The sequence below is a fragment of the Enterovibrio gelatinilyticus genome, assembly GCF_028683095.1.
GTDB lineage: Bacteria > Pseudomonadota > Gammaproteobacteria > Enterobacterales > Vibrionaceae > Enterovibrio > Enterovibrio gelatinilyticus.
On sequence record NZ_JAJUBC010000023.1, the window covers coordinates 53983 to 78935 of the forward strand.

Below are 24953 nucleotides of genomic sequence, written 5' to 3' on the forward strand. Positions count from 1 at the left end.
TTGTGTTGCTATAGCGGTTTCTTGGGCAAATAAAGCTCGCCCTTCGCGAGCAAACGCGCCGTTCTGACCAACCCAGCACTCTGCACTGCGCCAGATGAGTCGAACGTCAACGTCATGGAGAATTCCCCTGAAGGGTGTTCAACGGACAAGGTTTTCACCAAGCCGTCAGGGATGGAGGCAATCCCTTCTGCGACCGAGCCGGATAACGCACATGCCGTCGCAACGGACACTGCGCCCAGCACGCCAATGGCAGAGTGACAAACGTGAGGGATAAAGGTACGGGAAGAGACATTTCCGCCCTCAACAGGCGGGGCAATCAGGCACATTTTGGGCACAACCTTGTCAGTCACATCGCCAAGGTTCATCGCCACGCCTGCTTTTAATCGAACAGCTTCAATGCGTGCTTTCAGCTCAGCGTCGTTATTCAACGCATCGGCATTTTCGTAACCTGTCACGCCAAAATCATCGGCACGCATCACCACAACCGGCATGCCGTTATCAATGCAGGTCACTTCGTAATGACCGTCTAGGCCTTCAAATGTATCGCGAGTATTGCCCGTCGGGAGTAATGCGCCAGTGATCGAGCCTGCAATATCTTGATAATGACAAATCACCGGAGAGGCGGTACCGGGCACGCCATCGATCGCAGCATCGCCATCATATTTCACGTGACCGTTAGGTGTTTCGATTTCCAAATCACAGCGATTACCGCTATTGGTCATCAACACACGCACCATGGTTTTTGGATGGGTCGCTTCAACAAGGCCAGATTCAATGGCAAAAGCACCGACACCCGCCAAGATGTTTCCGCAATTGGGTGTGGTATCTACGCGGTTCTCACCCACCACCACTTGTACAAACAGATAGTCGACATCGCAGTCAGCATCCGACGAGGCTGAGACCACCGCCACTTTGCTCGTTAATGGGTTTGCGCCCCCTAAACCATCAATTTGGCGAGCATCACGGCCAACGGCATCAAGAATGGCTTGGTCTCTCGCATCAACATCTTCCGGCAAATCACTTGCAAGGAAATAAATGCCTTTGGAGCTTCCGCCTCTGAGCTGCATATAGGGGATTGAATTCATGTCGTACTAACCTTCGCATTAAGTTAACACTCAGAATAGTGGCGATATGACTCGCAATAAATTCAACTTTTTTACATTTTGTTGTACATTTTTAACATTACTGATTTTTGAAGCATGAGTGTGATGTCGAACATTCCCCACTACTTCCTTTATGGCGAAGAGTTGCCTGAAAGCTCACCGGATTACATGCATATCGCTCGCCTTGAGCAGTCTCTGCCAAAACACAACTGGGAAATTCATCCGCACCGGCATGACGATCTCCACCAATTGATGATCCTCGAGTCCGGTTCGATGACGGCACAAATCCGAGATAGAAGCGCTGAATATCAGGGTGGCTGCGTCCTTTCTATTCCTGCCAAAGAAGTGCATGGGTTCATCCACCAGCCCGAAGTGAGGGGCTTCATCCTTTCTATCTCCCAGCCTTTCATTTTGAGTTTGTTTAATGAAACTGAACGACAGGCGCTCTCATCTCTTTTTCGTGAACCTTTGGTCATCCCGATGACGGAAGGCAGAAATGTCGTTGAACTGAAATCTCTTGGAGAGCGCTTATTGGCGGAATACCAAGGCCGTGAAGTCGGACAAGCCTCTATGATTGGCGCGTACTTGAAGATTGTGTTCGTATTATTGAGCCGACAGTTACAGCACAAAGCCCCGCAGCAAACAGCAGATACCAAAACCGCGGTATTTGAGAGATTCACAGCATTGGTAGAGCGCCATTACACCGAGCATTGGAGCGTGAATGAATACGCCGCGGAACTGGGGCTGAGCCAAGGGCAGCTGAATCGTATTTGCCAGCGCAGCGCTGACCAACAAGCATTGGAGATTGTTCACGGGCGCATTGTCGATGAAGCCAAGCGATTGCTGATTTTCACTCAGCTTTCATCGAAAGAAATTGGTTATCAACTCGGCTTTAAAGATCCGGGCTATTTTTCTCGTTTCTTTACTCGCCATGTAGGACAAGCACCCAAGCAGTTTCAACAGCAGCTACTTCTAGAACAGGTGCAGCGATTGCAGTAACAGTGCCGGTTAGAACATTGAGCAGTAACTAAATCACCCAGCCCCCATACAAGCATCTAAGCCACCAAGTAACCAAGCAATAAAACGAAAAAGGCTGCAAATGCAGCCTTCTTGTCAGTTAAACATGTTGGCTTGAATTAGATCCAAGCAACCGCCGCAATGGCGGTGGAAAGGCCAACACACAAACCCACAATCACGTCTCGCCAATGGTGCTTTAAGGCCTTGACTCGACCCACACCCACCAGCATTGCCAAGCCATAAGAAAGCAAGCCAATAATCCAGCCATAACTCACCGCTAGCACAGTGGATGCAGCAAAAGCATTGGCGGTGTGGTTTGATGGAAAGCTGTCGTTGCCGCTTTTATCTGGGCGCTTGGCATCGATCAGCATTTTTCCGACCAAGCCAATACCAGAAGCTATCGCTATGATGTATCCCGCGAACTTAAACTCTCCCCATTCGCCATGAATCACAGGGAAAGCAACCGCAGTCGCGACCAAACCATATACACCCACATCACTCACCATCTGCCAATTCAACGAGCTAGAGAAGTGAACAAAAAAGCACACCCACAGGGTAACCAACAGCAGAGCAGGATAGAGAATTGTCATTAGCGCGTCAGTTCATCCTTAATACATCCAAGTAGAAACATCGAGTATCTCAGACTCTGGTCACTATTAGCCATACAGAATGTAAGCAAATATTGCTCGTGGCAAAAAAACACAGAAATAACTCTAAAAATAAAGGTGTTACACCCTAACAACCGGAAGATGGAGAGTACCAAGGCCATCAGTGCCTTAAGGGTCAATATTGCATCGCAACCACACCAACAACACTCAGAAATCACCATAAGTTGACCGAACGGTCAGTAACCACTAATTTTTATAGAGGTGCGCATACGGAATACGCGCACCGTTTTCTTTTCATCAATCAGCATTAACTGCCAAGGCTGCGACAGGCGAGCCAACGGCCTCCATGGTTACCGTCGCCGAAGTGACAGCCGCTGTAGTGACGGTTGCCTCACAAATTGTCATATCGCACTGGCAATGTGAACGCATCACCCTTTGATGACGACAAACAACTCAACGTGTAAGGGAGAATCTTATGGAAGACTTTATCCGACACTTACCCAAAGTAGAGCTGCACCTTCATATTGAAGGCTCATTGGAGCCAGAACTGATGTTCGAATTGGCGGAACGCAACAACATTACCTTGCCCTACGCCAATGTTGAAGAAGCTCGCGAGGCTTACCATTTCCATAATCTTCAATCTTTTCTAGATATCTATTATCAAGGCGCCAATGTACTGCTCACAGAACGAGATTTCTTCGATCTTACTTGGGCATATTTAATGCGCTGCAAAGCCGACAACGTCATGCACACAGAAATTTTCTTCGATCCGCAAACCCATACTGGCCGTGGCATTGCTTTTGATACTGCCATCAACGGTATTTACCACGCATTGCGACAAGGTGAGAAAGAACTTGGTATTACAAGTCAGCTCATCATGTGTTTTTTACGCCACCTGTCAGAAGAGGCCGCCTTCGAAACCTTAGAACAGGCGAAGCCGCACCTACATCGCCTTGTGGGCGTTGGGTTAGATTCTTCCGAGTTGGGGCACCCGCCTGAGAAATTCGCCCGTGTATTCGCGGAAGCTCGTGCACTTGGCTTAACCACCGTCGCCCATGCAGGTGAAGAAGGCCCAGCGAGCAATATTTACGATGCCATTGAGTTGCTTCACGTCAGCCGCGTGGATCATGGCGTGCAATGCACGCAAGATCCGGCGTTAGTCGAACTGTTGGCGCAGACGCGCATGCCGCTCACGGTTTGTCCGCTATCCAACATCAAATTGCGAGTGTTTGACCGGATGGAAGATCACAACATTCTCAGCCTGTTGGACAAAGGGCTTTGCGTTACCGTGAACTCTGACGATCCCGCTTTTTTTGGCGGCTACATGAATGACAACTTCCTTGCCCTCAATCGTGCGCTTTCACCCAGTAAAGAACAGCTCACACAGCTCACGCGCAATGCCATTGAGGCAGCATTTGTCGACAAAGATACTCGTCAAAGTTTGCATCAAAAACTGGACGACTTTTCGGCAAACCACGGCGTACACTAAAGGAATATTCCCCTCACAGTGTTAACGTGAAGGTGGTTTGAGAAAGCACAGAAAGAAAGCGGGCTTGCCCCGCTTTCTTTTCATCAAGGAGAGACCATGAAAGCCTCGTTGTTTACGCTCACCGCACTCGCCGTATCATTTTCTGTCTTTGCCGACAGCCCTACAAAGCCCTTTGCTGAGACCATTTACCACAATGCTGACGTCATTACCGTTAATGATAATCAGCCAGAGGCCAGCGCCGTTGCAGTGTTAAACGGTAAAATCCTCGCGGTAGGGAGCGATGAAAATGTGCTGAAGTTAGCCGATGCACGTACCAAGGTGATCGACTTGAAAGGCATCACCATGATCCCAGGATTTGTTGATGCTCACGGTCATGTCATGAACACCGGCCTTCAAGCTGTCTCCGCGAACTTGCTCTCTCCGCCAGATGGACCAGTCACAGACATTGCCAGCTTACAGACGTCGCTTCGCAAGTGGGCAGAAAAGCCCATCAATAAAGCGCAAGACTTCATCATTGGGTTTGGCTATGACGACTCGCAATTAAAAGAACAAATACACCCCACCCGATACGATTTAGATGCAGTGTCCACCGAGGTACCCATTCTTATTATTCACCAGTCAGGGCATTTGGCGGTACTCAACAGTAAAGCGCTCGACATGCTGGGTTTCACCGCCAAAAGTAAGAACCCACCGGGTGGCATAATACGCCGAGTTGCTGATAGCAACGTGCCCAATGGTGTGCTTGAAGAATCAGCCTTCTTTGGCGCATTGATCCCACTGTTCACACAAATCAGCCCCGAAGAAAACGAATTGTTGTTTCAAGCAGGCATGGAGCTTTACGCCAAATATGGTTACACCACGGCCCAAGAAGGCCGAACCATGTCTGACAGTGTCACCACCATGTACGACATCGCTCAGAAAAAGAAACTGCTGCTCGATGTGGTTGCCTATACCGACATTCAGCTTGGCACCGACATCATGAAACCACCGTACCTAAGCCAAAGCTACAACAATGGCTTTCGTGTGGGTGGCGTAAAGCTGACGTTAGATGGCTCACCACAAGGCAAAACGGCGTGGCTAACCAAGCCGTATTTGATCCCACCAGAAGGTCAAACTGCAGGTTACGCAGGCTACCCCATCATGTCTGATGAAGAGGCAGAGAAATACGTGGGCATGGCGATGAAGAACGGTTGGCAGTTGCTAACCCATGCCAATGGCGATGCCGCGATTGATCAGTACATTCAAGCGGTCGAAAAAGCGACACAGAAATACGGTGCTGGCGAGCGACGCTTCGTTTCTATTCACGCCCAAACAGCGCGAGAAGACCAAGTACAATCGTTTAAAGATCTCAACGTCATCCCTTCGTTTTTCCCCATGCATACCTTTTATTGGGGTGATTGGCATGCGCAATCGGTATTAGGCGATGAAAGAGCCGAGAACATATCACCAACAGGCTGGGCATTAGACCGCGACATGATATTCACATCACACCACGATGCTCCCGTCGCATTCCCCAATTCCATGCGCGTGTATTCCGCCACGGTAAACCGCATTACACGAAGCGGTCGCATTCTGGGTAAAGACCAACGCGTGTCTTCGATGACCGCACTGAAAGCACAAACCATCTGGGCGGCGTATCAGCATTTTGAAGAAGACACCAAAGGCTCGATTGAAGTCGGTAAAGTCGCCGATTTGGTGCTGCTGTCTGACAACCCTCTGGAGATCAATCCTTTAGAACTTGCTGACATCACGGTGCTTTCAACCATTAAAGAGGGAGAAGTGATATACACCCAAGAGGCCGCCATTGCCGATAATAGTTGTTCGACATCGAGAAAATGTCAGGCACTCGCGACACACACCTTCATGATCGCGGGGTTGATCCCCCACATTCACTGATACGACATTGAACGACACTTCATTCAACGACGTCGCCAGCCGAAAAGGGAAATTCAGTTAGGCAGCAAAGCAAGCTGCCTAACTGTCTCGTTGCCAGTGGTACCTGATATTTAACCACCAATGCGCAATAAACCCTCCTACCCGCACCTTCTTGTTATTTCACTCATTTCTCTCACGTAATATTTGATGTTCTCTTTTCACTCAATGCGCACTTTGTTGCATTTTATCTACACTCACAGATAAGGAAGAAACAAACCGATTTTTCGTGGCGTATGTTCGCCACATTTACCATTTGGGATAGATATGCGCATTTTTTCTGCATCAACCGACAAGTCCGCTCCTCTGCAGCGCGCTTGGCACTTGCTTCTCAATATGTCGTCGTTCGTTTTTGCATTAGTGCTTATTTACTGTATCTATCGTCTCTTCCAAACCTACGACTGGGGGCATCCGTTTACCAAGTTCCTCTGTTTTAGCGGGCTGTTTGCACTGGTTCTCACGCTGTTCCGTCACCGAGAACAAACAGACGACGTGGGCAATCCCATCTTGATCCTCGAATCCCTGTTTGCGGCCTTGTTGCTGGCGCTAATTTTTGCGCGCATGGTGCCCGCCTATGGCGACTTCCTGTTTGCCGCACCAACGGTCGATATTGGCTACACCACAGAGCACGCCGCCAAACTGCTATTCATTCAGGGTGAAAACCCTTACCTAAGTCAGAGCATTAATATCCGACCAGAATTGGCACCGGAGCACCGCGGGTTTCACTACGGGCCGGGCATGATCTTAGGGTATGCTGCCGCCGCCTATTTCCCAGGCATTGGTTACAAGTTAACGAGCCTTGTGTTTCTCGCCATCACTGCCGTAGCGCTGTGTTCGTTAGTGGCAGGCTGTTTAGCATCAAGAAGCCAGAATGAAACCAACGACTGGCAAGTGCGGAGCGCCGTGTTGGCCTCGATGGTGTTGTTATTCTTGCCAGAGCGATTGTGGTACGAAGTGTTGCAAGTCGGCGCGAACGATATCTACCCCGTGGCACTGTTGCTGTTGGGCTTGGTGTGCGTTCAAAAAGAAAAGTGGTTGCTCGCGGGTGTGTTAATGGGGTTGTCATTCGCCACCAAGTTTTCCCCTGCCGCTTTCCTGCTCGCGATGTTTTTGCGCAAAGATATTCGGCTGAATTTTTTGATTGGTTGCGCCATTGGTGCATCACCCTTACTGATTTTCCTCGCGTGGGATCATCAAAGCATGATTGAGAACGTATTCATTCTGCGCTTTAGCCTGAATTTCGACTCCACTAGCCTCTACTCCATCACGCCAGACGTACTGCATGTGCTGTTCCCGCTCACCCAGCTTTGCGCCCTGCTCTACTTCTTGGTGCGTAACGCCACCCGAACCTTATCTGTTGAAGAAACGGTGGTGTGCTTTACCTTGCTGCTGATCATTATTGAAGTCACCTTTAAGGAGATTCACGCTAACCATTTGATTTGGTTTTATCCCCTGATCGCTTTTACGGTAGCACTGTACCGACACAAACTCTTTCCAACCAAATAGCGACAACGAGCAGCGACAAAGTACGCATGAAAAATCCCGTGGCGACGAAGCGTAATAACGTTTGCGTCGCCTTTCCTTCCTAATTGTTAAATTCGCGACAACCATTCCTATCGATTACTTCTTAAGCTTTCTTCAACGCAACCAAACGATTCGCGGCACGCAGCGTAGAAACATAGCCATTGTAGAATCAGGTCAAAATCAGACAGTAAGTGGTTAAAATGCCCCCGAAAGTGAATATATTTTCACTTAGGTACTGTGTTTAACGCGCACAATATGAGATAACGTCGCCCTTGCAGCCAATCTGCATACTCGGCGAAGGATGCCGACGTCACTCTTTTAGCTCCATATCCATAAAATCAAAGAACAATTTGCACTCATACATTAAGGAGGATGTTGAGGCTTAAGAGGCTTTATGAATCAATTAATTTCTGTTGGTGCGCTTGAATCATTTCTGATCGCCATTTTTGTGCTGTTCCTCGGCCACTTCATCAACGCACGAATCCCTGTACTTAAAAAATTCAACATCCCAGAGCCGATTGTCGGCGGTCTAGTCGTAGCAAGTGCCATTACTGTTTTGCACTTCAGAGGCATAGAACTCGACTTCCACTTACCCTTGCAACACACCTTTATGCTGATGTTTTTCGCCACGGTTGGCCTCGCCGCTAACTACACGCAACTCATCAAAGGCGGCGCAAAGGTCTTCATATTCCTGGGTGTCGCGTCGCTCTACATCATGATCCAAAATGGGATAGGTGTATCCTTAGCCACCGCCCTTGGCCTTGACCCATTAATGGGGCTAATAGCCGGTTCAATAACGCTCTCAGGCGGCCACGGCACAGGTGCAGCGTGGGCACAAACCTTCCAAGATGTTTACGGCATGAACAACGTGCTGGAAATCGCGATGGCATCTGCCACCTTCGGTTTGATCATGGGCGGTATTATCGGCAGCCCTGTCGCACAGCGTTTGATTGATAAAAACAAACTGCAGTCGCAATACGGCACAACAAACAAAACCCACGACCAATTCCCGGAACTCGTGACTTATAGCGAGAACGAAGAAGATAACGTCACGGCGAAGAAGGTGATCGAAACTCTGTTCATCTTGCTTATCTGCGTGACTGGCGCAAAGTACCTAGAACAATGGGTAAGCAGCTTCGACATCAAATGGCTGATGATCCCAGATTTCGTGTATGCGCTGTTCATCGGCGTGGTGATCACCAACTTCGTTGAAGTGAGCAAAGCACAGAAACTGGACGTGGAAACCGTCGATATTCTCGGTACTGTGTCCCTCGCGCTGTTCCTCGCCATGGCGTTGATGAGCTTAAAACTGTGGAACATTCTTGATCTGGCGGTGCCTTTCCTCATCATCTTGATTGTGCAATCTATGATGCTGGCGGCATTCACCTACTTTGTGACTTACCGCGTAATGGGGCGTAACTACGACGCTGCCGTTATCGCCAGCGGTCACTGTGGCTTTGGCCTAGGCGCAACCCCAACGGCAGTCATGAATATGGGCTCCGTGGTCAACCGCTTCGGCCCCTCACCACAAGCCTTCATGGTAGTACCGATTGTTGGCGCGTTCTTCATTGATATCGTTAACCTGATCATCTTACAAACCACGTTGACCATCATTGGCTAATGTTTCTTATTGCCGCTCTCTCTAGTTGGGAGAGCGGTGATAATCTGCTGTTCACTTCTTTTTTCGAAAATACTCTTCCACAAACTGTTTCATGACCGCCTCAAATTACAACTTCTACATGCAACACACTGCGGGGACACACACCTTAAAATGTCCCATTAGTTCCTCGTTCCATAGAAGCCACCGCCGCCTTGCTAGAATAGGATTGGGCAATCCCTCGTTACTCTGACAGATTGACTTCCTCGGCCGCTCGCTCATTTGCAAACTCAATCCGGCACTGTCCAATCATATTTTCCAGCGACTGTACCGAAAGGCTGGGGTTCCATTGGAGTATGCGGTATCTCACGTCAACTGGTTGTGCCAAATGCGTTTGAATGATTTGAGAGCAACTCATAAGTACCAACCTCTCCAAGCGTTTTACTACCTGAGTTGCGCCTTCAAAATCCGTTCCTGGCAGGATAACGCCAAACTCATCAGAGCTTAAATGTCCAACAAAGTCCCGAGGACGCAATAGACCAAGGCGCATACAGCGGGTAATTCGACGTAAAATCTTCACCGTCGCCGTGTGCCCGTAAGTCATTCTATATAAGCGCAATGAATCTACGCTAAGTACGATAATGTGCAATGGAGACTTATCACGATTCGCAGCAGCCACTTCTTTCATTAGCGACAGAGAAAAACACTTCTCGTTTTGTAACCCCGTTGTTGCATCAATCAGAGCAACGGTTCCCAACTCTTCGTTCAAGGTATAGTTCTTATAAATATGCTTTATAGCCGCTCGATACCAGTGCGTAAGGGTCTGCTGAAGCGTAAAGCTCAGGATAAGTCCTGTGAGAAGAAGCAAGATGTCGATTTTGAAAATATCGGCAAAGTACTCCGTCGGCATAAATAATACACTTCCCAAAATTCCACCAACAAGACCTAAGCCAAGGCCGAGGTAGAGTGCCGGCGGGTAGCTAAAAAATGCAGAAATTGTAGAGACGGAAAAGATAACGCCGAAGATGAAGTAGGAAAGGCTACCGCCTGAAAACTGCAATAAAATGGCGATAACGAGCCACGCTAAAGTACTGAGTACTGCCGTGATCATAGCGGCGTTTTGCCATGTCACGATGTCGGCATGCGTTACTACCCATACACCGTAACCAAGGAAAAACAGGGTCGAAAGGGCAACAATGATAACGATGAATACATCATCTGCACTGTGAATCCACACATATTCACCGCTAACAATAAGCGCAAGTGTAATGAGCGATAGCAGAAGCCTCTTCCATCCCTGTTCCTGTTGATTACGGTTTTGTCGGTCAATATAAGTATCGCTGCTAAAGCGTTCTTCTTTACTCGGGATCATCTAAAAGTGCAGCACAAAAGAATAAGGTTTACAGAATAAAGCGACCCAATCTGTATTCACTTAAATGATTTATGCGATAAATGTGTGAAGCACCCATGAAACCTTTTATTTAGTGGCACTAACCATAGAGAAACGAACGACGTACACAGCGTGAAACACAGTGATAGTAAGGGACTTCGGCACTGATAATGATAGCTAACCGGACACACACCTTTATATGGCAGAAAACCACCTCAGTTATCTTTCTACCATTGAGCCCAATAACACCCCCTCCCTTGGTTTAGATCAGGAACGTAGAAAAACTCGCTGAAATCACACAAGTGCTTAGTTTAAAACTCATTCAGCGAAAACCATTGCTGCAAAGCTTCTGCTGTGGTTTTGATGACTTCGTTTTTGCGGTCTGTTTTGCGGCTAATAATAAACCAAGTGAGAGGCAGCCCTTGCTTGGTGACAGAAACCGGTGCCACCAGCGCTTGTTTGATAGAGCGTTTGAGCGCCCAACGGGAAAGAATACTCACACCCAAATCAACAGCGATCATTTCTACAATGGCATCGGTCATTTCCACCACTTGCATGTGTGGCAGGCGAATACCGGAAGGACGAATAAAGCGTTCATATTCAAAGCCGGGAAGCGCATCCAAACTGTATGTTAGGTATTCGACATCCACCAAATCCTGCGCCTCTATCCAAGGTTTAGCTGTAAGCGGATGATTTGGGTGAGTTACCAGCACCAATTCATCTTGCATTAGGGTCTTGCAGTCCAGTGCCGGATTCTCTGAACGCGCGGGAGAAATAACGATATCGCTTTTTCCCGTTATCAAGGTGGCTTCGGCATCGCGTGTGGCGGCAGCAACAAAATCTATCTGGATCTTTTCTCTGCTAAACGCAAGCGATTTAAGAAAACCCGGCACCCAGTGGTAAGCGGAATATTCAGCAATCCCTATTCGGACTAGATGGCTGGCATTGGCAGCAGTGCGTTCAAATTCGTCTTCGGCGCGCGATAACTCGGGCAACATCGATGAGGCGGTTTGAATCAACGCTTGTCCGGCTGGCGTGGGTTTGAGTCTTCTTCCGTCACGCTCGAATATCGCACTTCCCAAACGACGCTCAGCTTCGGCAAGGCGATGGCTCATTGCGGGTTGGGTAACGCCAATGGCATCTGCCGCAGCGCCCAAACTGCCATATTTCCCAATCGCATCAAGCAACTGCCAGTGACGGATATCCAGCCTCATACATGCATCCTTTTTATGTATATATAGAGTTATTCATTAATCATTCTACATAAACATAGCTAGTATTCTCCCGTCGTTATTTAAAAAGTGGTAGGGAGACGTTTCATGGGCATGTGGATGGTGCTGGCAGCTGCATTGGGTTTCAGTTCGAACCCTTTGCTGGCGCAGTTGTTGCTGAGTCAAGGATTCTCGCCGGACTCCATCACTCTGTACCGTTTTGCTATTCCGACACTCGTGATGCTGCTTTTACTGAAAAAACGTCCGGTATTGGATGGTGAATTTCTGCGTTTTATCGCAGTGGGTGGCCTATCGGCACTTGGTATGTTGGCGTTTATGTCGAGTTTAACCAATCTTGAGCCGAACGCCGTGATCCTGACCTATTACGCCTACCCTATGTTCGCCATTCTGATTGGCTGGCTTTGTTTCAATAAAACAATGAGCCGCAACCGAATGATTGCCGCGATGCTCATTGCTATCGCGGTCGGCATTATGCAGGAATCTCAAGATTTTGGTGCTTCTTGGCTCGATTTTATGGTTTGTCTTGCGGCTCCTGTGTCGTTCGCCGTTGTGATCAATATGTTCTCGCTGCCGCAGAAAACCCAAGATGCAACTGCCCGTATGTTTGCGGCATTGTTGGGTCACATGGTGATTCTTGTCCCTATCACGTTGCTCAGCAGCAATACGCTTTCGATGCCAACATCCTTTGACCAGCTCTGGCTGATTCTGGCGCTGGGTGTGTTTTCCGCCGCCTTGCCCCAATACCTGTTTTCACGTGGGGCGCAATTAGCAGACATGGAACAAACCACCATGATCAGCAGTTGTGAGGTGGTATTTGCGCTGGGATTAGCGTGGATCTTTTTAGGTGATGAGATGAATCAAAGTGATGTGATGACCACTGCCCTGATTTTGTTGGCGGGTTTAATCCGCTATGAGGGTATACCTCAGCCGGAGAGGGCAACAGATACACATGCTTAAGCGAAGAACGCAAAAGACCGCCGTTAGCCTATTTGTTTACCACGCGGTAATTCCCACGCTCTGTCGTTCTTCTCGAAGCCAACTTTAGGATAATACTCGCTCGCGGCGGGCGCAGAAATCAGGAACAGTTTGCAGTGATGCCCGAGTTGATCATTCGTTAATTGCATCAGCTTTTTGCCAATACCCAACCCTTGATACGCATCCTTGACCGCCAAGTCAGAGAGGTAGCAAGCATAGTGAAAATCAGTGATCGAGCGAGACACCCCCACCAGCGCATCACCATCCCATGCTGTTACTGTTAAATCCGCATTTTTCACCATACCTTCCATTGTTTCCACATCATCAAGCGGACGACGAGCGCCAAGGCTTGAATGCGCAAGCACGTCAATGAATTCAGCAGCAGTAATCGCACGGTTTACTTCATAGGTGATTGTCATTGATCTTCCCTCTCTTCTCGTCCTGTCTGCTTTTGCTTGTTTCAGCGTGGTGGTTTACGCGTAGTGGTTTACACATGGTTTCTTAACCAACACCTTCCCTATCACTAAAACGATTACATACTTATCATACCCGTCCGTCTCCCACTCGAATCCATTGTTCAACGCGGATCACATATAGAACTTAAATCTGTGGCTTAAATGCTTAGGAATGGAAGTCTTACGGACTTCTTACAGTGCTAAATTGACCCTGCATGTGCTTTGTTCTGCGAAAGTGTTAATTTGAAGACCGTGGTGGCTTGCTCTCCGCTTTCACACCCACAGTCATTAACGAGTGCGCAACACACATCTCCCCTTCTGATAGCGTATTTATTCTGACGCATCATTGCGAGCCACATCAATAGATTGATCAAAATCATAAATCTCTTCAAAGGGCGGATTTCTACCTTTTTTGGGGAGATTTGTACCTTTTGACCACTTTATTAATAAAGGAAATTGAGCACGAATTTACAGTGTGGATTTCCTCAATGATCAGCAACAAATGGCTAGAACTCTATCAATACATTCAAAAGCACATTGAAATGCTCCCTGCGGAGAGCGATATCGTTGAGTTGCTGAATGATAGAGTGATGTTCCTCAGCGCACAGTTCGTCAATGACGTGTCAGCGAAAAATAAGAATCAACAAGATTGGCTTGAGCACGAAGCGTTTACGCTTGTGATGAGCAACGTTGTTCAACAACTGTCTTTGACGAAACCTCTCATCACCTTTTTGTTTGAAACCCTGATGGCTGCGCAACTTTGTCAGCTTGCAATGGTTACCATCAATGCGCACAAATCCCTGCTTACTGATGATGACTATACGTGCAAATGCGCCTTGGCTTATCAACAGCTCGGTGAGTACGACTTGGCCAAAACTGCCTTTGAAGAATCCCTTTCTTTGAACGCTGAGAATGCCATGACCCTTTGTCATCTTGGCTTTAATTACCTGTTCCAAGGACAAACTCAGGAAGCCATTCATTACTTTGAGCAAAGCACGAAAATCGCGCCTGATTTCGTTGGTGGTTACCAAAACCTTGCAGGTGTCTATTACCAAAATGGTGACTTTGCCTTAGCCGCGCAAAATGCCGAACTGGCGTTCAGCAAAGATACCTCGCTCGTTTCTACCTATATCACGGCCATCAGCAGTTACATCGCATTGGGTGAAAAAGCGAAGGCCGATGAATGGGTGAATGCGGCGTTTGAACATAACGTTTCGTCCATCGAGTTAGTCAGATTGGCGGGTATCGCCGCGCATCAAAGTGGTCGTTTGGAAGAAGCTTTAGAAGCACTGAATCACTATTTGGCACATAAGCCAGAAAGCTTTGATGTGTTGAACATTCGTGCACATGTAAAAGCGGACCTTAAGCTCTATGCCCAATTAGAAGAAGACATTGTTCAGCTTCGCGTCTTCGAACCGAACGATGAGTGGTCACTGGAGCAGTTGTTCTTGTGTTACTTCCACACCGAACGATGGAACGAGGCGCAGGCAGTCATGGTGCAACTCAACCGTCTTGCACCCCGTTACAAAATTACTTACCGCGATGAACTCAACACGATCAAGAAAAAGCTGAGCATCGACGTTCTCGAATTATCCTAACTATCTGGAGCAAATGTGAATACGCAAAATCATGACGGCGTTAAGAGCAATTCACGCCGTGATTTTCTGAAGCTGGGCGGTGTTGCCGCAGCAACCGTTACGGTTGGTGCAGCGGCGGGTGCCGGCTTCGTTTTGGGTCGCGACCCTGATGCGAACGTGGGCTGGGGCCGTACTGAGTCTGGTCACGACATGTTCTTCAACCGTGAACCGTTTCGTGTAGATGTTGCACCAACCATGGAAGTGGCGGGCAAATTGGAACGCCCAGAGTGGAGTGATTTCCTTTTCCACCGTACCCGTGTGTTTGCTGCTGAAATGAAAAAAGGCTGGGTGCCAACCAATGATTGGCGCGATATTCCCGACGCGCGAGTGCGTGACTACTACTCACGTTACCCAGAGCGTTGGGCTGACATGCGCCAATCGTTTGAAGAAAAAGCAGAGCACACCGCGAATTTTGAAAGCCACCGTTCCCGCTTTGCACTTGGCTGGGCGTATTCCGCAGCATACATGCGCGGCAACATGAGCAACTTCCCGCCTAGGCCAGAAGGTCACCCAGACGTGGTGGATTTCCAGTGGGTTAAACGTGCTAAACAAGAATTTAAATCGCCAGCGCATGCCTCTGAACTCATCAAGAAGATGGCGTTTAAATTCGGCATGAGTATTGTTGGCATCACCAAGATGGACCCGAACTTTGTGTTTAAAAACACCATGCGCGGTATGCCTGATTGGGATGAAAGCATTCCTAAGCACTGGAAGAATGTCATCATTTTCGGTACCCCAATGAACTGGGATCCAATGTATGCCGCGATCGGTTACTCCACCTCTTACGATGGTTACTTCCGTGCGAAAAATGCCTCTGGTCTGATGGCAGCTTACCTTGGTGAGCTAGGTTATGCGGCTCGCCCGCAATGGCCAGGTTCTGATTACGAAATCGTTGTTCCACCACTGGCTATTAAAGCGGGTATGGGTGAAGCGGCGCGTAACGGTATTCTTCTGACACCAGAGCTGGGTCCAAACATTCGTTTAGCGGCGGTGATCACTGAGCTGGATCTGGAAGCAGACAAGCCAATCGACACCAAAGTTAAGCACTTCTGTGAAGAATGTAAGATCTGTGCGGACTCTTGCCCGAGCGAATCTATCAGCAAGGCCGACAAACCTGATGCAGTGGTTCGTGGCTACCGTAAATTCGAATTTAACCAAGACAGTTGCTGGACTATGTGGCGTCAAGGCCCGACGGAAACCGCAATGGGTTGTCGTGTGTGTATTGCGGTTTGCCCTTACACCCGTAAGAACAACTGGATCCACGCACTGGTGAAAGAAGCGGATCCGCGTGACCCAACGGGTATGACACGTAAAACACTGCTCGCGATGCAGCATAACTTCTTCTACTACCCAGAAGCCGAAGCGTATCACGGTGATTGGAATGGCGGTCGCTTTGCTGGTTATCACCAACCGCCAGAGTGGATGCGCAGCGAGAACTACCTCAAGGTCGAGAAAACTTGGGAATACGACGGCAACTGGGAGGGTTTCTAATGTTTCCACAATCTACAGTACTGGACCCTCTGTTCTGGATGGCATTCGGTGCGCTTCAAGTGCTGGTGTTTGCTGGTGCGAATCAATGGGCTAAACAGTTCGACCTAGGCATGAACTGGTGGAAGTGGGGCTTGGTCGGCGGCTGGTGGGCATCCATTGTCCTGACCGTTGCAGGTGCCTTTACGCTACTGGGCGAAAACGAAGGCCTTGCTGGTTGGTACTTCCTTGGATTTGCTGGCACTGCGCTGATCATTGCAGGTGCCGTGATCTTGCGTCTGTTGTTTGCATTGAAACCAAAAGCAACGCTGTAACAGCGTGATTGTCTAACCCATACCCAAACAACCAGACTCTTAAACTTTCAGGGTGTTTGGGTAGCCAAATAGTAGGAACAGATCTTGGGCGTGTTCGATGAACTCGACAGCCTAAGATCTGCTTAGATCATGACGAATAAGAAACCCGCTAATCGAAATAAGAACCTTGAGAAGATATTGAGCGTCGCTTCCGTGATTGTTCTGATCTTGGCTTGGTTTCTGGGTGGGCTGCGCACCAACAATTCGCAGACACAATTTTTTGAAAGTATCACAAACAGCGGAGAGCAAATCGTACAGGTTAGCCCTCAGCTGTATAAAATCGTGCCACTCGGCGACAACGCCGATAAGTTGGACGCGCTTAAATGGATAAGCTTCGGCTCGGGCATTGGCTATGGTGGCTCGCTCACTATTGGTGGTGTGTTTATGCCCGATGGTGAAGTGCAAACTATCTCGCTACTTTCTTCCAAAGAAACCTCGTCTTACTTTGAAAAAGTGGTCGATGAGAAACTGCCAGAAGCCTTGCTGGAACAAAACATTCGAACAGCCTTGTACGTAGACGGTGTGTCGGGTGCAACTCTGACATCAGATGCTTATTCCGCTGCGCTGAATCAAGCTGCTGACCCAGTTCGACAGCAGCTATTTAGCTATCAACTGACTGAGAAAGCGTCGCCACTGTCCTATTTCAAATGGCTAGATGCAGCCGCGCTTCTGTTCTTTGTCGCCGCTGTATGGGTAAACAAAACTCGGTCACCGCATAAAGCGAAGATGAATGCAGTCTTGCTAGCGGGATCGACGTTGGTGTTCGGTTTCCACGCCGCCGCCTTGTATTCCGCCTCGACGATGGGTGGTTTGATTTTTGGCTCATGGCTGACTGGTGTCGCAAACTACACGCCGTTTATTCTGCTGGTACTGAGTATCGGCTACATCCTTTACTATAACCGCAATGTTTACTGCCAAAGTCTATGTCCTTTTGGAGCCATTCAGCAGTGTTTGGCAAAAGTGGGCAAAGCCAAAGCATCGCCTGTGCGTCATACCTTTTTTGTTTGGATGCCACGTGTACTTCTGATTGTTACCTTGTGTATGGGCGCATATTTCCGAAACCCTGCCGGTTTTGTGTATGAACCCTTTGGCATTGCTTTTGGCATGATTGGCGGCATGTACCTATTCGTATTGACGGTCATGATTTTATTAACCTCGTTGATCGTGCGTCGTCCATGGTGTCAGAGCTTGTGCCCAATTAACGCGATGACAGATTTCATTGTGTTCAATAAAAACTGGTTTAAGCAGACGCAAAACAAAGCGAAGAAAAAGAACCGTCAACCGCGTGTGGGCAAGGAAGGGACAGAATGAGACAGAAACTTTCGTTTGTTTTCTTTTGTGCGGCGACAGTGCTGATATTGCTGCAATTGATGTCTAACGTCATGGAACTGAGCGAGGAACAAAGTGAAAATCGCCTCATTCACACGGTGAGCCGCCAAATTGAAGTGAAAGCAGTAGATGTGGTTGAAAAGCCGGAAGTGGACTTCAAACAAATGGCGCAGGATATGCAGGAAGAAATGTACTGATTATCTCTGCATGAGTGACACCGAAAAACAACAATAAATATATCGGCACTTGGGATTACCTAAGTGCCTTTTGAGCTTTGCATGGTCGAAAAGAATATCCCCGTTGAACGCATGCGTTCAGAAGTCTCGTTGGTGAACCCAAACGGTTTCCGCATCTCTGAATTGTATGCCACAAGAGGCGTGGAAGATGTTTCCAGACCTCACCGTCTGAATTTCAGCGCCTTGGTTTACGTGACCGAAGGTGAAGGAGTTCACTACGTTGATCACCAAATGTATGTGCTGAAACCGGGCACATTGATCACGATTGGACGAAATCAAATCCATGGCTTCGCACAATCGCGCACCGTTAATGGCTTCGTGATCCCCTTTAATTGTTCCTATCTATCCAATGGGCCGGATGATCCGCATGTCGATCTGATGCTGGATGCGATTACACACATCAACCGTATTCCCAATGTCGGAGAAAATGTCGATACACTCATTAAGCTCCTTGCTGAAGAGTTTGAGTCGACATCTGAATTTAAAGCTGAGGTCATTCGTGGCTTGCTAAGAGCAGTATTGCTTAAATGTGTCGTGCCAGAATATTTAGCGATGCAAAGTTTGCCAATGACGACCAACACGCATACGGATTTTATTCGTCTAAAACAGTATATCGAAGCAAACTTTGCAGAAAGGCCGTCGACCACTGACATCGCCCTTGTGTTAGGAAAAAGCGTTAAACAACTGGATAAACTTGCCCGTTCAAACACAGGCGACAGCGTGAAAGACTTGGTGGACGATCGCGTGCTGGTGGAAGTGAAGCGTTTACTGGCGTTTAGCCAATATTCCATCGCTGATATTGCAGCAAAGTTGGGCTTCAATGAAGCCACCAACATGACGAAGTTCTTCAAACGGCACACGGAAATCAGCCCTAAAGACTTTAGGCAGCTATGTCGTATGGGGCTGTGTAATAGGTAGATACACCGGTTCGCAGGTTCGCGTTACTTACCGCATATCAATCTTGAATAGAGAACGAAAAGAACAAGGGTACTCCATAAAATTCGTTACCCTTGCCTAGGCGCTATTGCTCGACTCTAAACATCTGAACCTTGTTGTCTAAATCGTTCATTTTCTGACTATAGTGTCCAAGCTTATTCTGAATAATCGCTGACCCTTCACGGGATTTCATTGCAATAGCAACCAATTGTTCCAGCTCAGTTGACACACTCAATACCGTCAGCGCCTGCTGTCTTGCTGCCTCTGTGATGCTGGCATTTTTTTCAGCCATTTCACTGATGTTGGTGCCTAACGTTTGCAAAGAGTCTTTCGCACCTTCAACAGACTGCTGAGTTTGATAGCTTACGTCTCGACTCTGCTGCATATTCGAAAATGAAGCTTCTGTGTTGTTTCGAATTTCATCAAGCATTGTCGCAATTTGCTCGGTTGATACCTTACTTCGCTGTGCCAACGTTCTCACTTCATCAGCAACAACCGCGAAGCCTCGACCCAAGTCGCCCGCTCGTGCCGCTTCGATTGCCGCATTAAGTGCCAATAAATTGGTTTGCTCCGAGATTCCATTAATACTTTCAAGAATCTCCTTCACATTCATCGTCTGCTGTTCGAGCTCTTGCATCATCAGGAACGTCGTATCAATACTGCCAATGAGTTTTGCCATCGTAGCAACAGATTGCTCACCATTTGACACCGCTTCTCCCGTTACATCCTGAGCAGAATGGGTCGTCTCTTCTACATCAACGGCAAATCTAGCAACTTCATCACTACTCTGTGACATTTCTACCATTGCTGCCGCGAGGCTGTCACAACGTGACGAAGTATCGTGACTCGATTGAACATCTTCTTTGGTAAGCTTCATCACCTCCTCAAGCGTGGCATGTGATTCTTTTGAAATCTCAGTGACCGACGTTAATATGACGCGAATACTCGAAACAAAGGTATCAAAGTGTTTCTCGATATCGCCAAACTCGTCGTCAAACCCGCTGTAAATTTCTTGCGAGATATCTTTGGTGCTTGCCATGTCTTCCATGTGTCGGCCCAATGAGTGAACACGACGATTGATATCTTTTACCGTAAAAATCGAAAGTAAGAGCAATGGAGCAAAAACCGCACCTACCATTACCATTGAAATCACGCTCATCATTTCTACGCGCCCAGTTGCCTCTCGCACGTAGTTCATCATGTTTTCAATAACCTGATTTTTTAGCTTATTGACGGCCACAATGCGTTTCGTCGCCATTGGAAACCATTCTTTCGCAGTAGGTCCGCTGATCTTATCTAAATTCTCACGCTGACTTAGAAATTGAGATTCAATCGTTGATAGTTCATTCCACAAAGGCGCATTTTCTAGTTGCGTAAATGCCGATAACAACTCCCCGCTTAGAACGGTACTCGTACTGTGCGCCTCATAGTTAAAATCGCTAATGTAACTCTCAATATTGGCGTACATTCTTAGGTCAGTGCTTCCGCGTGCAAAAACACCATTTAACGCCCCTCGAGATTGACCGGCCTTCTCTTTCATTTTGATCAACGAAAGAAGCCCAAGCAGTTGTTGTGAAATGATAGGGTCTGAAGATTGGGCGATGATGGCTGAAGCACCTAAAATTGCGTAGCGATTTAGTGTCGAATAATAGTTAAATGGTGAATCGACAATTTCTAAGCGATCAACTTGCGAGCGAATAGATTGTGTCTGTCTAAATTGCGTATTCAAATCGCTCGAAATGGTATTCCAAATTGCAGCATCAATATATTCGGGCGAGAAACTCAGTAAACCCATTTGTGCCGCATCGGCTTTAGGTCGATGATTTACTAATTTCTGAACTTGTTCTGCTTCTCCGTTTGACCCAATAACACCCGCCGTTAAACCGCGTTCGACAGCAAAGTTATGTGCCACATTGTCTAGAAGATTAAACAGCTCTACGACTTCAGCATTCTTGTGGTAATCGTCCACTGCAGCGCGAGAGTTCACAACCTCTCTTAGGCCAAGCAAAACCAGTAAAAAGAGAGGGATACCCGATATTATGATCAGCTTTTTGCTTAAGCGAATTGAACTTAGAAAGTGCAACATAGACAGATACCTAGCGTAGTATAAGACACTATTATCCTAGTAAGAAAATTGTCTATAACTTCATCTATTTACATGCTGAATATGGGGTCTGTGGCTACTATCTCAAATTTGCCAATAAACCAGATTACATGTCTCGAAATCAAATTAATTCCCTTGTTTTTTGCGTGGTTATGAAACAGGCATTTCAAATGAACTTTTTGTCACAATTGTACGGAGCCATACCTTTTTGAGCGTAAGATTTGCACAAATAAATATCTATTCGATCACACTTAACGGAGATTGAAGGGTACGGTACGCGCATCTCATTGTTTGGATAAAGGATTTGAAAGGGATTCTTTAGAAGGTGGCACTACTCGCTACCTAGCAACGTTCGAGGACATTTCGCCGTCGGCCTTTGGTGCCAATCCAATTAAATCACAAAGATCAATTTGCAACTTTCTTGACGGAATCTGCCTTGGATGACGTTGAACCCAGCGTTCGCCACGCTTCATATTCTTCGCCGTTTATCCAAGTAACGCCGATGTGTTCTTCCCAGTGCTTAAAATCCGCACTGCGATAACGCTCCACCGCGCAGCCACCCGCGCCGAATGCCATTTGGCACACGCTAAGAATGAGGTATTCACCATCATGCCGAAGCGAAGCTCCATCTCCTTTCCAAGGACTACACGATGCCAATGGTCGTGAAGGAGCGCGGAATACGTCAATTTCAGAGGCGACGCCATCGAAGGCTTGTACCCGAGTAATCGAACATTTTCCCGCGTAAAACTCGTGATTACCGATAACCACATCAGGTTCGAGTGGTTGCCACCAAGGTATTGGCTTCGACACATCCATTTGGCGTTCGTTTTCTCGTTTATCACACCCTGTTAGCTGGCTGGTAGTCACGACCACAAAGACCGCAACTAGAAGCGGCATCAAAAAAACATATCGCGATGAAGAGGGAACGTTGCTCATCTGCTTACTTGCCTATCTGTTTGCCTTAGCGCCGCTCTCGATTTTTTTCGTTTTTAACGAAAACAATTTTGGCGTCATCGTTCGGTTAATGTCAAAGATGATATTCACTATGCTTCTTTCTGCTTCCCTCCTTCGGCTTCCCAGCGACAACCCTCATCGGCCTCCTTAGTTATATCCATTTCCTGCAGTGTTTGTCTTGATGTTCCGCCCGCCTCTTCATTTAAGTGTTATTTACAAAACAACGAGAGCACTTCTGTTGTTGCGACAATTGCTAACGCTTCAAGTACTTCACTGTGTCGCACTGAATGAAACACTCTGTGCCAATCGCTTCACGCCGCTCTTATATATTTCACCCTCAGTAGACGCAACACTTAGGCGACACACTAACAACGTATTGCTTTTTATAACAAAAATAGAAAAAAGAACGAGACATATAAATTCAGACTCTATTTGGCATGGTTGTTGCGAATAACACCTTCGACTCACGTCATTTGAACCCCTTAATTTTAAGGCACGTTTATTTATTGAAGGATACGTTTAATATGAATTTCAAACGGACGAGAAAATATTCACTCCCCATTTTCGGTGCACTGTTGGCACTTATGTTGTCACTTCCTAGTCAGGCGGGTATTCCAGGAATGCGCGGCTCTCAACACCTTGGTTTTACCGTGCCAAATGCACAAGAAGCGGTGGACTTTTTTGTCGATATCATTGGCTGCGAGGCATTTTACACTATCGGTCCTTTTGGTCCATTCGACGACGATTGGATGACCGATAATTTGAATGTGAATAAAAAGGCCGTGATCGATATCGCGCACCTCGTTCGCTGTGGTAACGGTGTTTCACTAGAGATCTTCGAGTATTCCTCGCCAGACCAAAATACCACAGGCCCGAAAAACAGTGACATTGGTGGTCACCACCTTGCCTTCTATGTTGATGATATGGATGCGGCAGTCAGCTATCTAGAAAGCAAGGGCGTGAAAATCCTCGCGAAGCCCCATACGTTTACGGATACAGGGATGGAAGGGCTAACTTGGGTCTATTTTATGGCGCCATGGGGCATGCAATTAGAAATTGTTAGCTACCCGTACGGCCAAGGCTATGAGAAATCGACAAAAAGCAGAATGTGGGATCCCCGCTATTAATTCACCATTATACCCAAACTACCTAAAGGTACAGAATTCAGGTTGTTTGGGTATATCACAAAGCGGCGGTGAATCAATTTACCTCCGCTTTTCCAAGGAACAACCCTATGACAGCGTTCAAACGAAAGAGAATAAATATAACCTGTAAACACATTGCCACTTCCATTTTGCTGATCTTTGTTCTTTTCCTCGTTAACGCTCAAAATGCCTATGCCCATTTCACACACTTTGAGCCTCGAATTATTCATGTTTCAGAAAAACATGGCGGCTTAGAACTTTTACTAAGGATGCCGCTCCCCTTACTGTTATTAGATAAAACATGGAGAGGCTCAGACTCACTTCAGAGTATTCCTTTCACTTATCAGAAAAAAACAGGCGAAGACACGCAATACATTGTTGATGTCAGCGCAATAGAAGAGCACTTTTCCGCTTTCAGTCAATTAGTTACTGATAACTATTCCCTCACACATACCAACCGCCCGCCCAGCGAACTTATCGTCACCGATATTCACATATTCAATAGTGACCAGCGGAAACCATTTAGCTCACTTGAGCATGCGGAGCATTCCTTTATCGGTGGCAATATCGTGGTGGATGCAGATGCCAGTAACTTATTTGAAAGCAGTATCGACGTGCGATTACTTGCCCCCACGGCTACTTTTGATGGCAGGTACAACATTGATAGCGAATTAGGAGTCCACCTGAATGCCATTGAAAAACTAGCAAATATCGTACAAGTACATTCGCAGCAAGGCACATCCAACACATACAGTTCTATTGGTCCATTGCACCTGAGCTTTGAACCGGAACAAAATCCACTCGGTGCATTTATCAATCATTTAGGTAATGGTGTACTTCATATCCTGATCGGCCTAGATCACGTGCTGTTTGTGCTTCTTATTGCTCTAGCGTCAACCTCTTGGTTGCAAACGCTAAAACGCGCAACAGCGTTTACCATTGGGCACTCAGTCACACTCGCTATGGGCCTTTACGGGCTGACACCCGCAGGTACTTGGTTTATTCCTGCGGTGGAGATACTGATAGCACTCACTATTCTTTACGCCGCTATTGCTGTGGTTACCAAACACCAAGAAATCTTTGGCTATATGGCAATTTCCTTTGTGGGCCTTATCCACGGTTTCGGCTTCTCTTTTATTCTCAATGAGTTGGTATCAGAGGCTGGAGGGTTGAATGTACTCGATCTTATTGCTTTCAATCTCGGCATCGAATTTGGGCAATTGATCATTTATGGCGTATTCGCCATCTTACTGCTCATAAATAGACGATTTGACCCGCTTCAACGACTGCAGCTCAACAAATGGCTACCGTTTGCCGCGATCCTTCTTTCGGTATTCTGGGTCTATGAACGCAGTGTCCAACTATTGACGTAAGTCGAGACCGATGAAATATGTGTCCCGTCCTAAATTTAGTTAATCCCTACGAGCTTTTTGTTTGTCGCACTTTTCG

The 24953-nt window shown here is 47.3% G+C and carries 21 protein-coding genes; 14 read left to right on the top strand and 7 right to left on the bottom strand.

Translation table 11 applies throughout. The features are described 5' to 3' along the window. Positions 1–8 precede the first annotated feature (8 nt). Positions 9–1085 (bottom strand): 4-oxalomesaconate tautomerase, encoded by a 1077-nt coding sequence (locus tag LRP50_RS17885; RefSeq protein WP_274165814.1) that lies wholly within the window; start codon positions 1083–1085, stop codon positions 9–11. A gap of 123 nt (positions 1086–1208) precedes the next feature. On the opposite strand from LRP50_RS17885, the gene LRP50_RS17890 reads away from it, so the two are divergent. Continuing rightward, on the top strand, positions 1209–2102 hold the full coding sequence (locus LRP50_RS17890; RefSeq protein WP_274165815.1) for a helix-turn-helix domain-containing protein: 894 nt from the start codon (positions 1209–1211) through the stop codon (positions 2100–2102). 137 nt (positions 2103–2239) lie between these two features. Here the strand turns inward: LRP50_RS17890 and LRP50_RS17895 are convergent, their stop codons facing one another. Further along, positions 2240–2710: a phosphatase PAP2 family protein gene (locus LRP50_RS17895; protein WP_274165816.1), complete on the bottom strand. Its 471-nt coding sequence runs from the start codon at positions 2708–2710 to the stop codon at positions 2240–2242. Positions 2711–3203: 493 nt separating this feature from the next. Here LRP50_RS17895 and LRP50_RS17900 point away from each other — a divergent pair, with 493 nt between their 5' ends. The 4 genes from LRP50_RS17900 (at position 3204) to gltS (ending at position 9294) form a co-directional block, all read left to right on the top strand. Next, positions 3204–4217: an adenosine deaminase gene (locus LRP50_RS17900; RefSeq protein WP_274165817.1), complete on the top strand. Its 1014-nt coding sequence runs from the start codon at positions 3204–3206 to the stop codon at positions 4215–4217. Between the two features lie 96 nt (positions 4218–4313). Continuing rightward, positions 4314–6113 carry an amidohydrolase gene (locus LRP50_RS17905; RefSeq protein WP_274165818.1) on the top strand — a complete coding sequence of 600 codons (1800 nt, stop codon included), beginning with the start codon at positions 4314–4316 and terminating at the stop codon, positions 6111–6113. Positions 6114–6416: 303 nt separating this feature from the next. Continuing rightward, positions 6417–7655 (top strand): glycosyltransferase family 87 protein, encoded by a 1239-nt coding sequence (locus tag LRP50_RS17910; protein ID WP_274165819.1) that lies wholly within the window; start codon positions 6417–6419, stop codon positions 7653–7655. Between the two features lie 412 nt (positions 7656–8067). Beyond that, the gene (gltS, locus tag LRP50_RS17915; protein ID WP_274165820.1) at positions 8068–9294 is read left to right on the top strand and encodes a sodium/glutamate symporter; all 1227 of its coding nucleotides are present in this window, start codon (positions 8068–8070) and stop codon (positions 9292–9294) included. 220 nt (positions 9295–9514) lie between these two features. On the opposite strand, the gene LRP50_RS17920 is transcribed toward gltS, so the two are convergent. Continuing rightward, on the bottom strand, positions 9515–10642 hold the full coding sequence (locus tag LRP50_RS17920) for a GGDEF domain-containing protein (RefSeq protein ID WP_274165821.1): 1128 nt from the start codon (positions 10640–10642) through the stop codon (positions 9515–9517). Positions 10643–10971: 329 nt separating this feature from the next. Next, positions 10972–11874, bottom strand: a complete 903-nt coding sequence (locus LRP50_RS17925; protein WP_274165822.1) for a LysR family transcriptional regulator — start codon at positions 11872–11874, stop codon at positions 10972–10974. 105 nt (positions 11875–11979) lie between these two features. Here LRP50_RS17925 and LRP50_RS17930 point away from each other — a divergent pair, with 105 nt between their 5' ends. Next, on the top strand, positions 11980–12849 hold the full coding sequence (locus LRP50_RS17930; protein WP_274165823.1) for a DMT family transporter: 870 nt from the start codon (positions 11980–11982) through the stop codon (positions 12847–12849). 23 nt (positions 12850–12872) lie between these two features. Here LRP50_RS17930 and LRP50_RS17935 read toward each other — a convergent pair whose 3' ends face one another. Further along, positions 12873–13286, bottom strand: a complete 414-nt coding sequence (locus LRP50_RS17935) for a GNAT family N-acetyltransferase (RefSeq protein ID WP_274165824.1) — start codon at positions 13284–13286, stop codon at positions 12873–12875. A gap of 524 nt (positions 13287–13810) precedes the next feature. Between LRP50_RS17935 and LRP50_RS17940 the strand changes: the two genes are divergently transcribed. The 6 genes from LRP50_RS17940 (at position 13811) to LRP50_RS17965 (ending at position 19283) form a co-directional block, all read left to right on the top strand. Continuing rightward, positions 13811–14920: a tetratricopeptide repeat protein gene (locus LRP50_RS17940; protein ID WP_274165825.1), complete on the top strand. Its 1110-nt coding sequence runs from the start codon at positions 13811–13813 to the stop codon at positions 14918–14920. Positions 14921–14935: 15 nt separating this feature from the next. Further along, positions 14936–16450 carry a 4Fe-4S dicluster domain-containing protein gene (locus tag LRP50_RS17945; RefSeq protein WP_274165826.1) on the top strand — a complete coding sequence of 505 codons (1515 nt, stop codon included), beginning with the start codon at positions 14936–14938 and terminating at the stop codon, positions 16448–16450. Further along, positions 16450–16761 (top strand): hypothetical protein, encoded by a 312-nt coding sequence (locus LRP50_RS17950; RefSeq protein WP_274165827.1) that lies wholly within the window; start codon positions 16450–16452, stop codon positions 16759–16761. Before LRP50_RS17945 ends, LRP50_RS17950 begins: the two co-directional genes overlap by 1 nt. A gap of 129 nt (positions 16762–16890) precedes the next feature. Then, the gene (locus LRP50_RS17955) at positions 16891–18111 is read left to right on the top strand and encodes an FMN-binding protein (protein WP_274165828.1); all 1221 of its coding nucleotides are present in this window, start codon (positions 16891–16893) and stop codon (positions 18109–18111) included. Then, complete coding sequence (locus tag LRP50_RS17960; protein WP_274165829.1) at positions 18108–18326, top strand: hypothetical protein; 219 nt, start codon at positions 18108–18110, stop codon at positions 18324–18326. The genes LRP50_RS17955 and LRP50_RS17960 overlap by 4 nt, the downstream gene beginning before the upstream one ends. Positions 18327–18407: 81 nt before the next feature. After that, positions 18408–19283, top strand: coding sequence for an AraC family transcriptional regulator (locus tag LRP50_RS17965; protein WP_274165830.1), 876 nt, complete (start codon positions 18408–18410; stop codon positions 19281–19283). Between the two features lie 103 nt (positions 19284–19386). On the opposite strand, the gene LRP50_RS17970 is transcribed toward LRP50_RS17965, so the two are convergent. Continuing rightward, complete coding sequence (locus tag LRP50_RS17970; protein ID WP_274165831.1) at positions 19387–21387, bottom strand: methyl-accepting chemotaxis protein; 2001 nt, start codon at positions 21385–21387, stop codon at positions 19387–19389. A gap of 423 nt (positions 21388–21810) precedes the next feature. Beyond that, the gene (locus LRP50_RS17975; protein ID WP_274165832.1) at positions 21811–22341 is read right to left on the bottom strand and encodes a hypothetical protein; all 531 of its coding nucleotides are present in this window, start codon (positions 22339–22341) and stop codon (positions 21811–21813) included. Between the two features lie 542 nt (positions 22342–22883). On the opposite strand from LRP50_RS17975, the gene LRP50_RS17980 reads away from it, so the two are divergent. Both LRP50_RS17980 and LRP50_RS17985 read left to right on the top strand, forming a co-directional pair. After that, positions 22884–23486 carry a VOC family protein gene (locus LRP50_RS17980; protein ID WP_274165833.1) on the top strand — a complete coding sequence of 201 codons (603 nt, stop codon included), beginning with the start codon at positions 22884–22886 and terminating at the stop codon, positions 23484–23486. Between the two features lie 107 nt (positions 23487–23593). Next, the gene (locus LRP50_RS17985) at positions 23594–24877 is read left to right on the top strand and encodes a HupE/UreJ family protein (protein ID WP_274165834.1); all 1284 of its coding nucleotides are present in this window, start codon (positions 23594–23596) and stop codon (positions 24875–24877) included. The last annotated feature ends 76 nt before the right edge of the window (positions 24878–24953 follow it).

What these genes read in the sequence shown, in the direction of transcription:
- LRP50_RS17965 (WP_274165830.1), top strand. Translation starts at nt 18,408, where the DNA reads ATGGTCGAAAAGAATATCCCCGTTGAACGCATGCGTTCAGAAGTCTCG.
- LRP50_RS17955 (WP_274165828.1), top strand. Translation starts at nt 16,891, where the DNA reads ATGACGAATAAGAAACCCGCTAATCGAAATAAGAACCTTGAGAAGATA.
- LRP50_RS17975 (WP_274165832.1), bottom strand. Translation starts at nt 22,341, where the DNA reads ATGAGCAACGTTCCCTCTTCATCGCGATATGTTTTTTTGATGCCGCTT.
- LRP50_RS17930 (WP_274165823.1), top strand. Translation starts at nt 11,980, where the DNA reads ATGGGCATGTGGATGGTGCTGGCAGCTGCATTGGGTTTCAGTTCGAAC.
- LRP50_RS17920 (WP_274165821.1), bottom strand. Translation starts at nt 10,642, where the DNA reads ATGATCCCGAGTAAAGAAGAACGCTTTAGCAGCGATACTTATATTGAC.
- LRP50_RS17960 (WP_274165829.1), top strand. Translation starts at nt 18,108, where the DNA reads ATGAGACAGAAACTTTCGTTTGTTTTCTTTTGTGCGGCGACAGTGCTG.
- LRP50_RS17925 (WP_274165822.1), bottom strand. Translation starts at nt 11,874, where the DNA reads ATGAGGCTGGATATCCGTCACTGGCAGTTGCTTGATGCGATTGGGAAA.
- LRP50_RS17890 (WP_274165815.1), top strand. Translation starts at nt 1,209, where the DNA reads ATGTCGAACATTCCCCACTACTTCCTTTATGGCGAAGAGTTGCCTGAA.
- LRP50_RS17970 (WP_274165831.1), bottom strand. Translation starts at nt 21,387, where the DNA reads ATGTTGCACTTTCTAAGTTCAATTCGCTTAAGCAAAAAGCTGATCATA.
- LRP50_RS17885 (WP_274165814.1), bottom strand. Translation starts at nt 1,085, where the DNA reads ATGAATTCAATCCCCTATATGCAGCTCAGAGGCGGAAGCTCCAAAGGC.
- LRP50_RS17935 (WP_274165824.1), bottom strand. Translation starts at nt 13,286, where the DNA reads ATGACAATCACCTATGAAGTAAACCGTGCGATTACTGCTGCTGAATTC.
- LRP50_RS17895 (WP_274165816.1), bottom strand. Translation starts at nt 2,710, where the DNA reads ATGACAATTCTCTATCCTGCTCTGCTGTTGGTTACCCTGTGGGTGTGC.
- gltS (WP_274165820.1), top strand. Translation starts at nt 8,068, where the DNA reads ATGAATCAATTAATTTCTGTTGGTGCGCTTGAATCATTTCTGATCGCC.
- LRP50_RS17900 (WP_274165817.1), top strand. Translation starts at nt 3,204, where the DNA reads ATGGAAGACTTTATCCGACACTTACCCAAAGTAGAGCTGCACCTTCAT.
- LRP50_RS17985 (WP_274165834.1), top strand. Translation starts at nt 23,594, where the DNA reads ATGACAGCGTTCAAACGAAAGAGAATAAATATAACCTGTAAACACATT.
- LRP50_RS17950 (WP_274165827.1), top strand. Translation starts at nt 16,450, where the DNA reads ATGTTTCCACAATCTACAGTACTGGACCCTCTGTTCTGGATGGCATTC.
- LRP50_RS17940 (WP_274165825.1), top strand. Translation starts at nt 13,811, where the DNA reads ATGATCAGCAACAAATGGCTAGAACTCTATCAATACATTCAAAAGCAC.
- LRP50_RS17980 (WP_274165833.1), top strand. Translation starts at nt 22,884, where the DNA reads ATGAATTTCAAACGGACGAGAAAATATTCACTCCCCATTTTCGGTGCA.
- LRP50_RS17910 (WP_274165819.1), top strand. Translation starts at nt 6,417, where the DNA reads ATGCGCATTTTTTCTGCATCAACCGACAAGTCCGCTCCTCTGCAGCGC.
- LRP50_RS17905 (WP_274165818.1), top strand. Translation starts at nt 4,314, where the DNA reads ATGAAAGCCTCGTTGTTTACGCTCACCGCACTCGCCGTATCATTTTCT.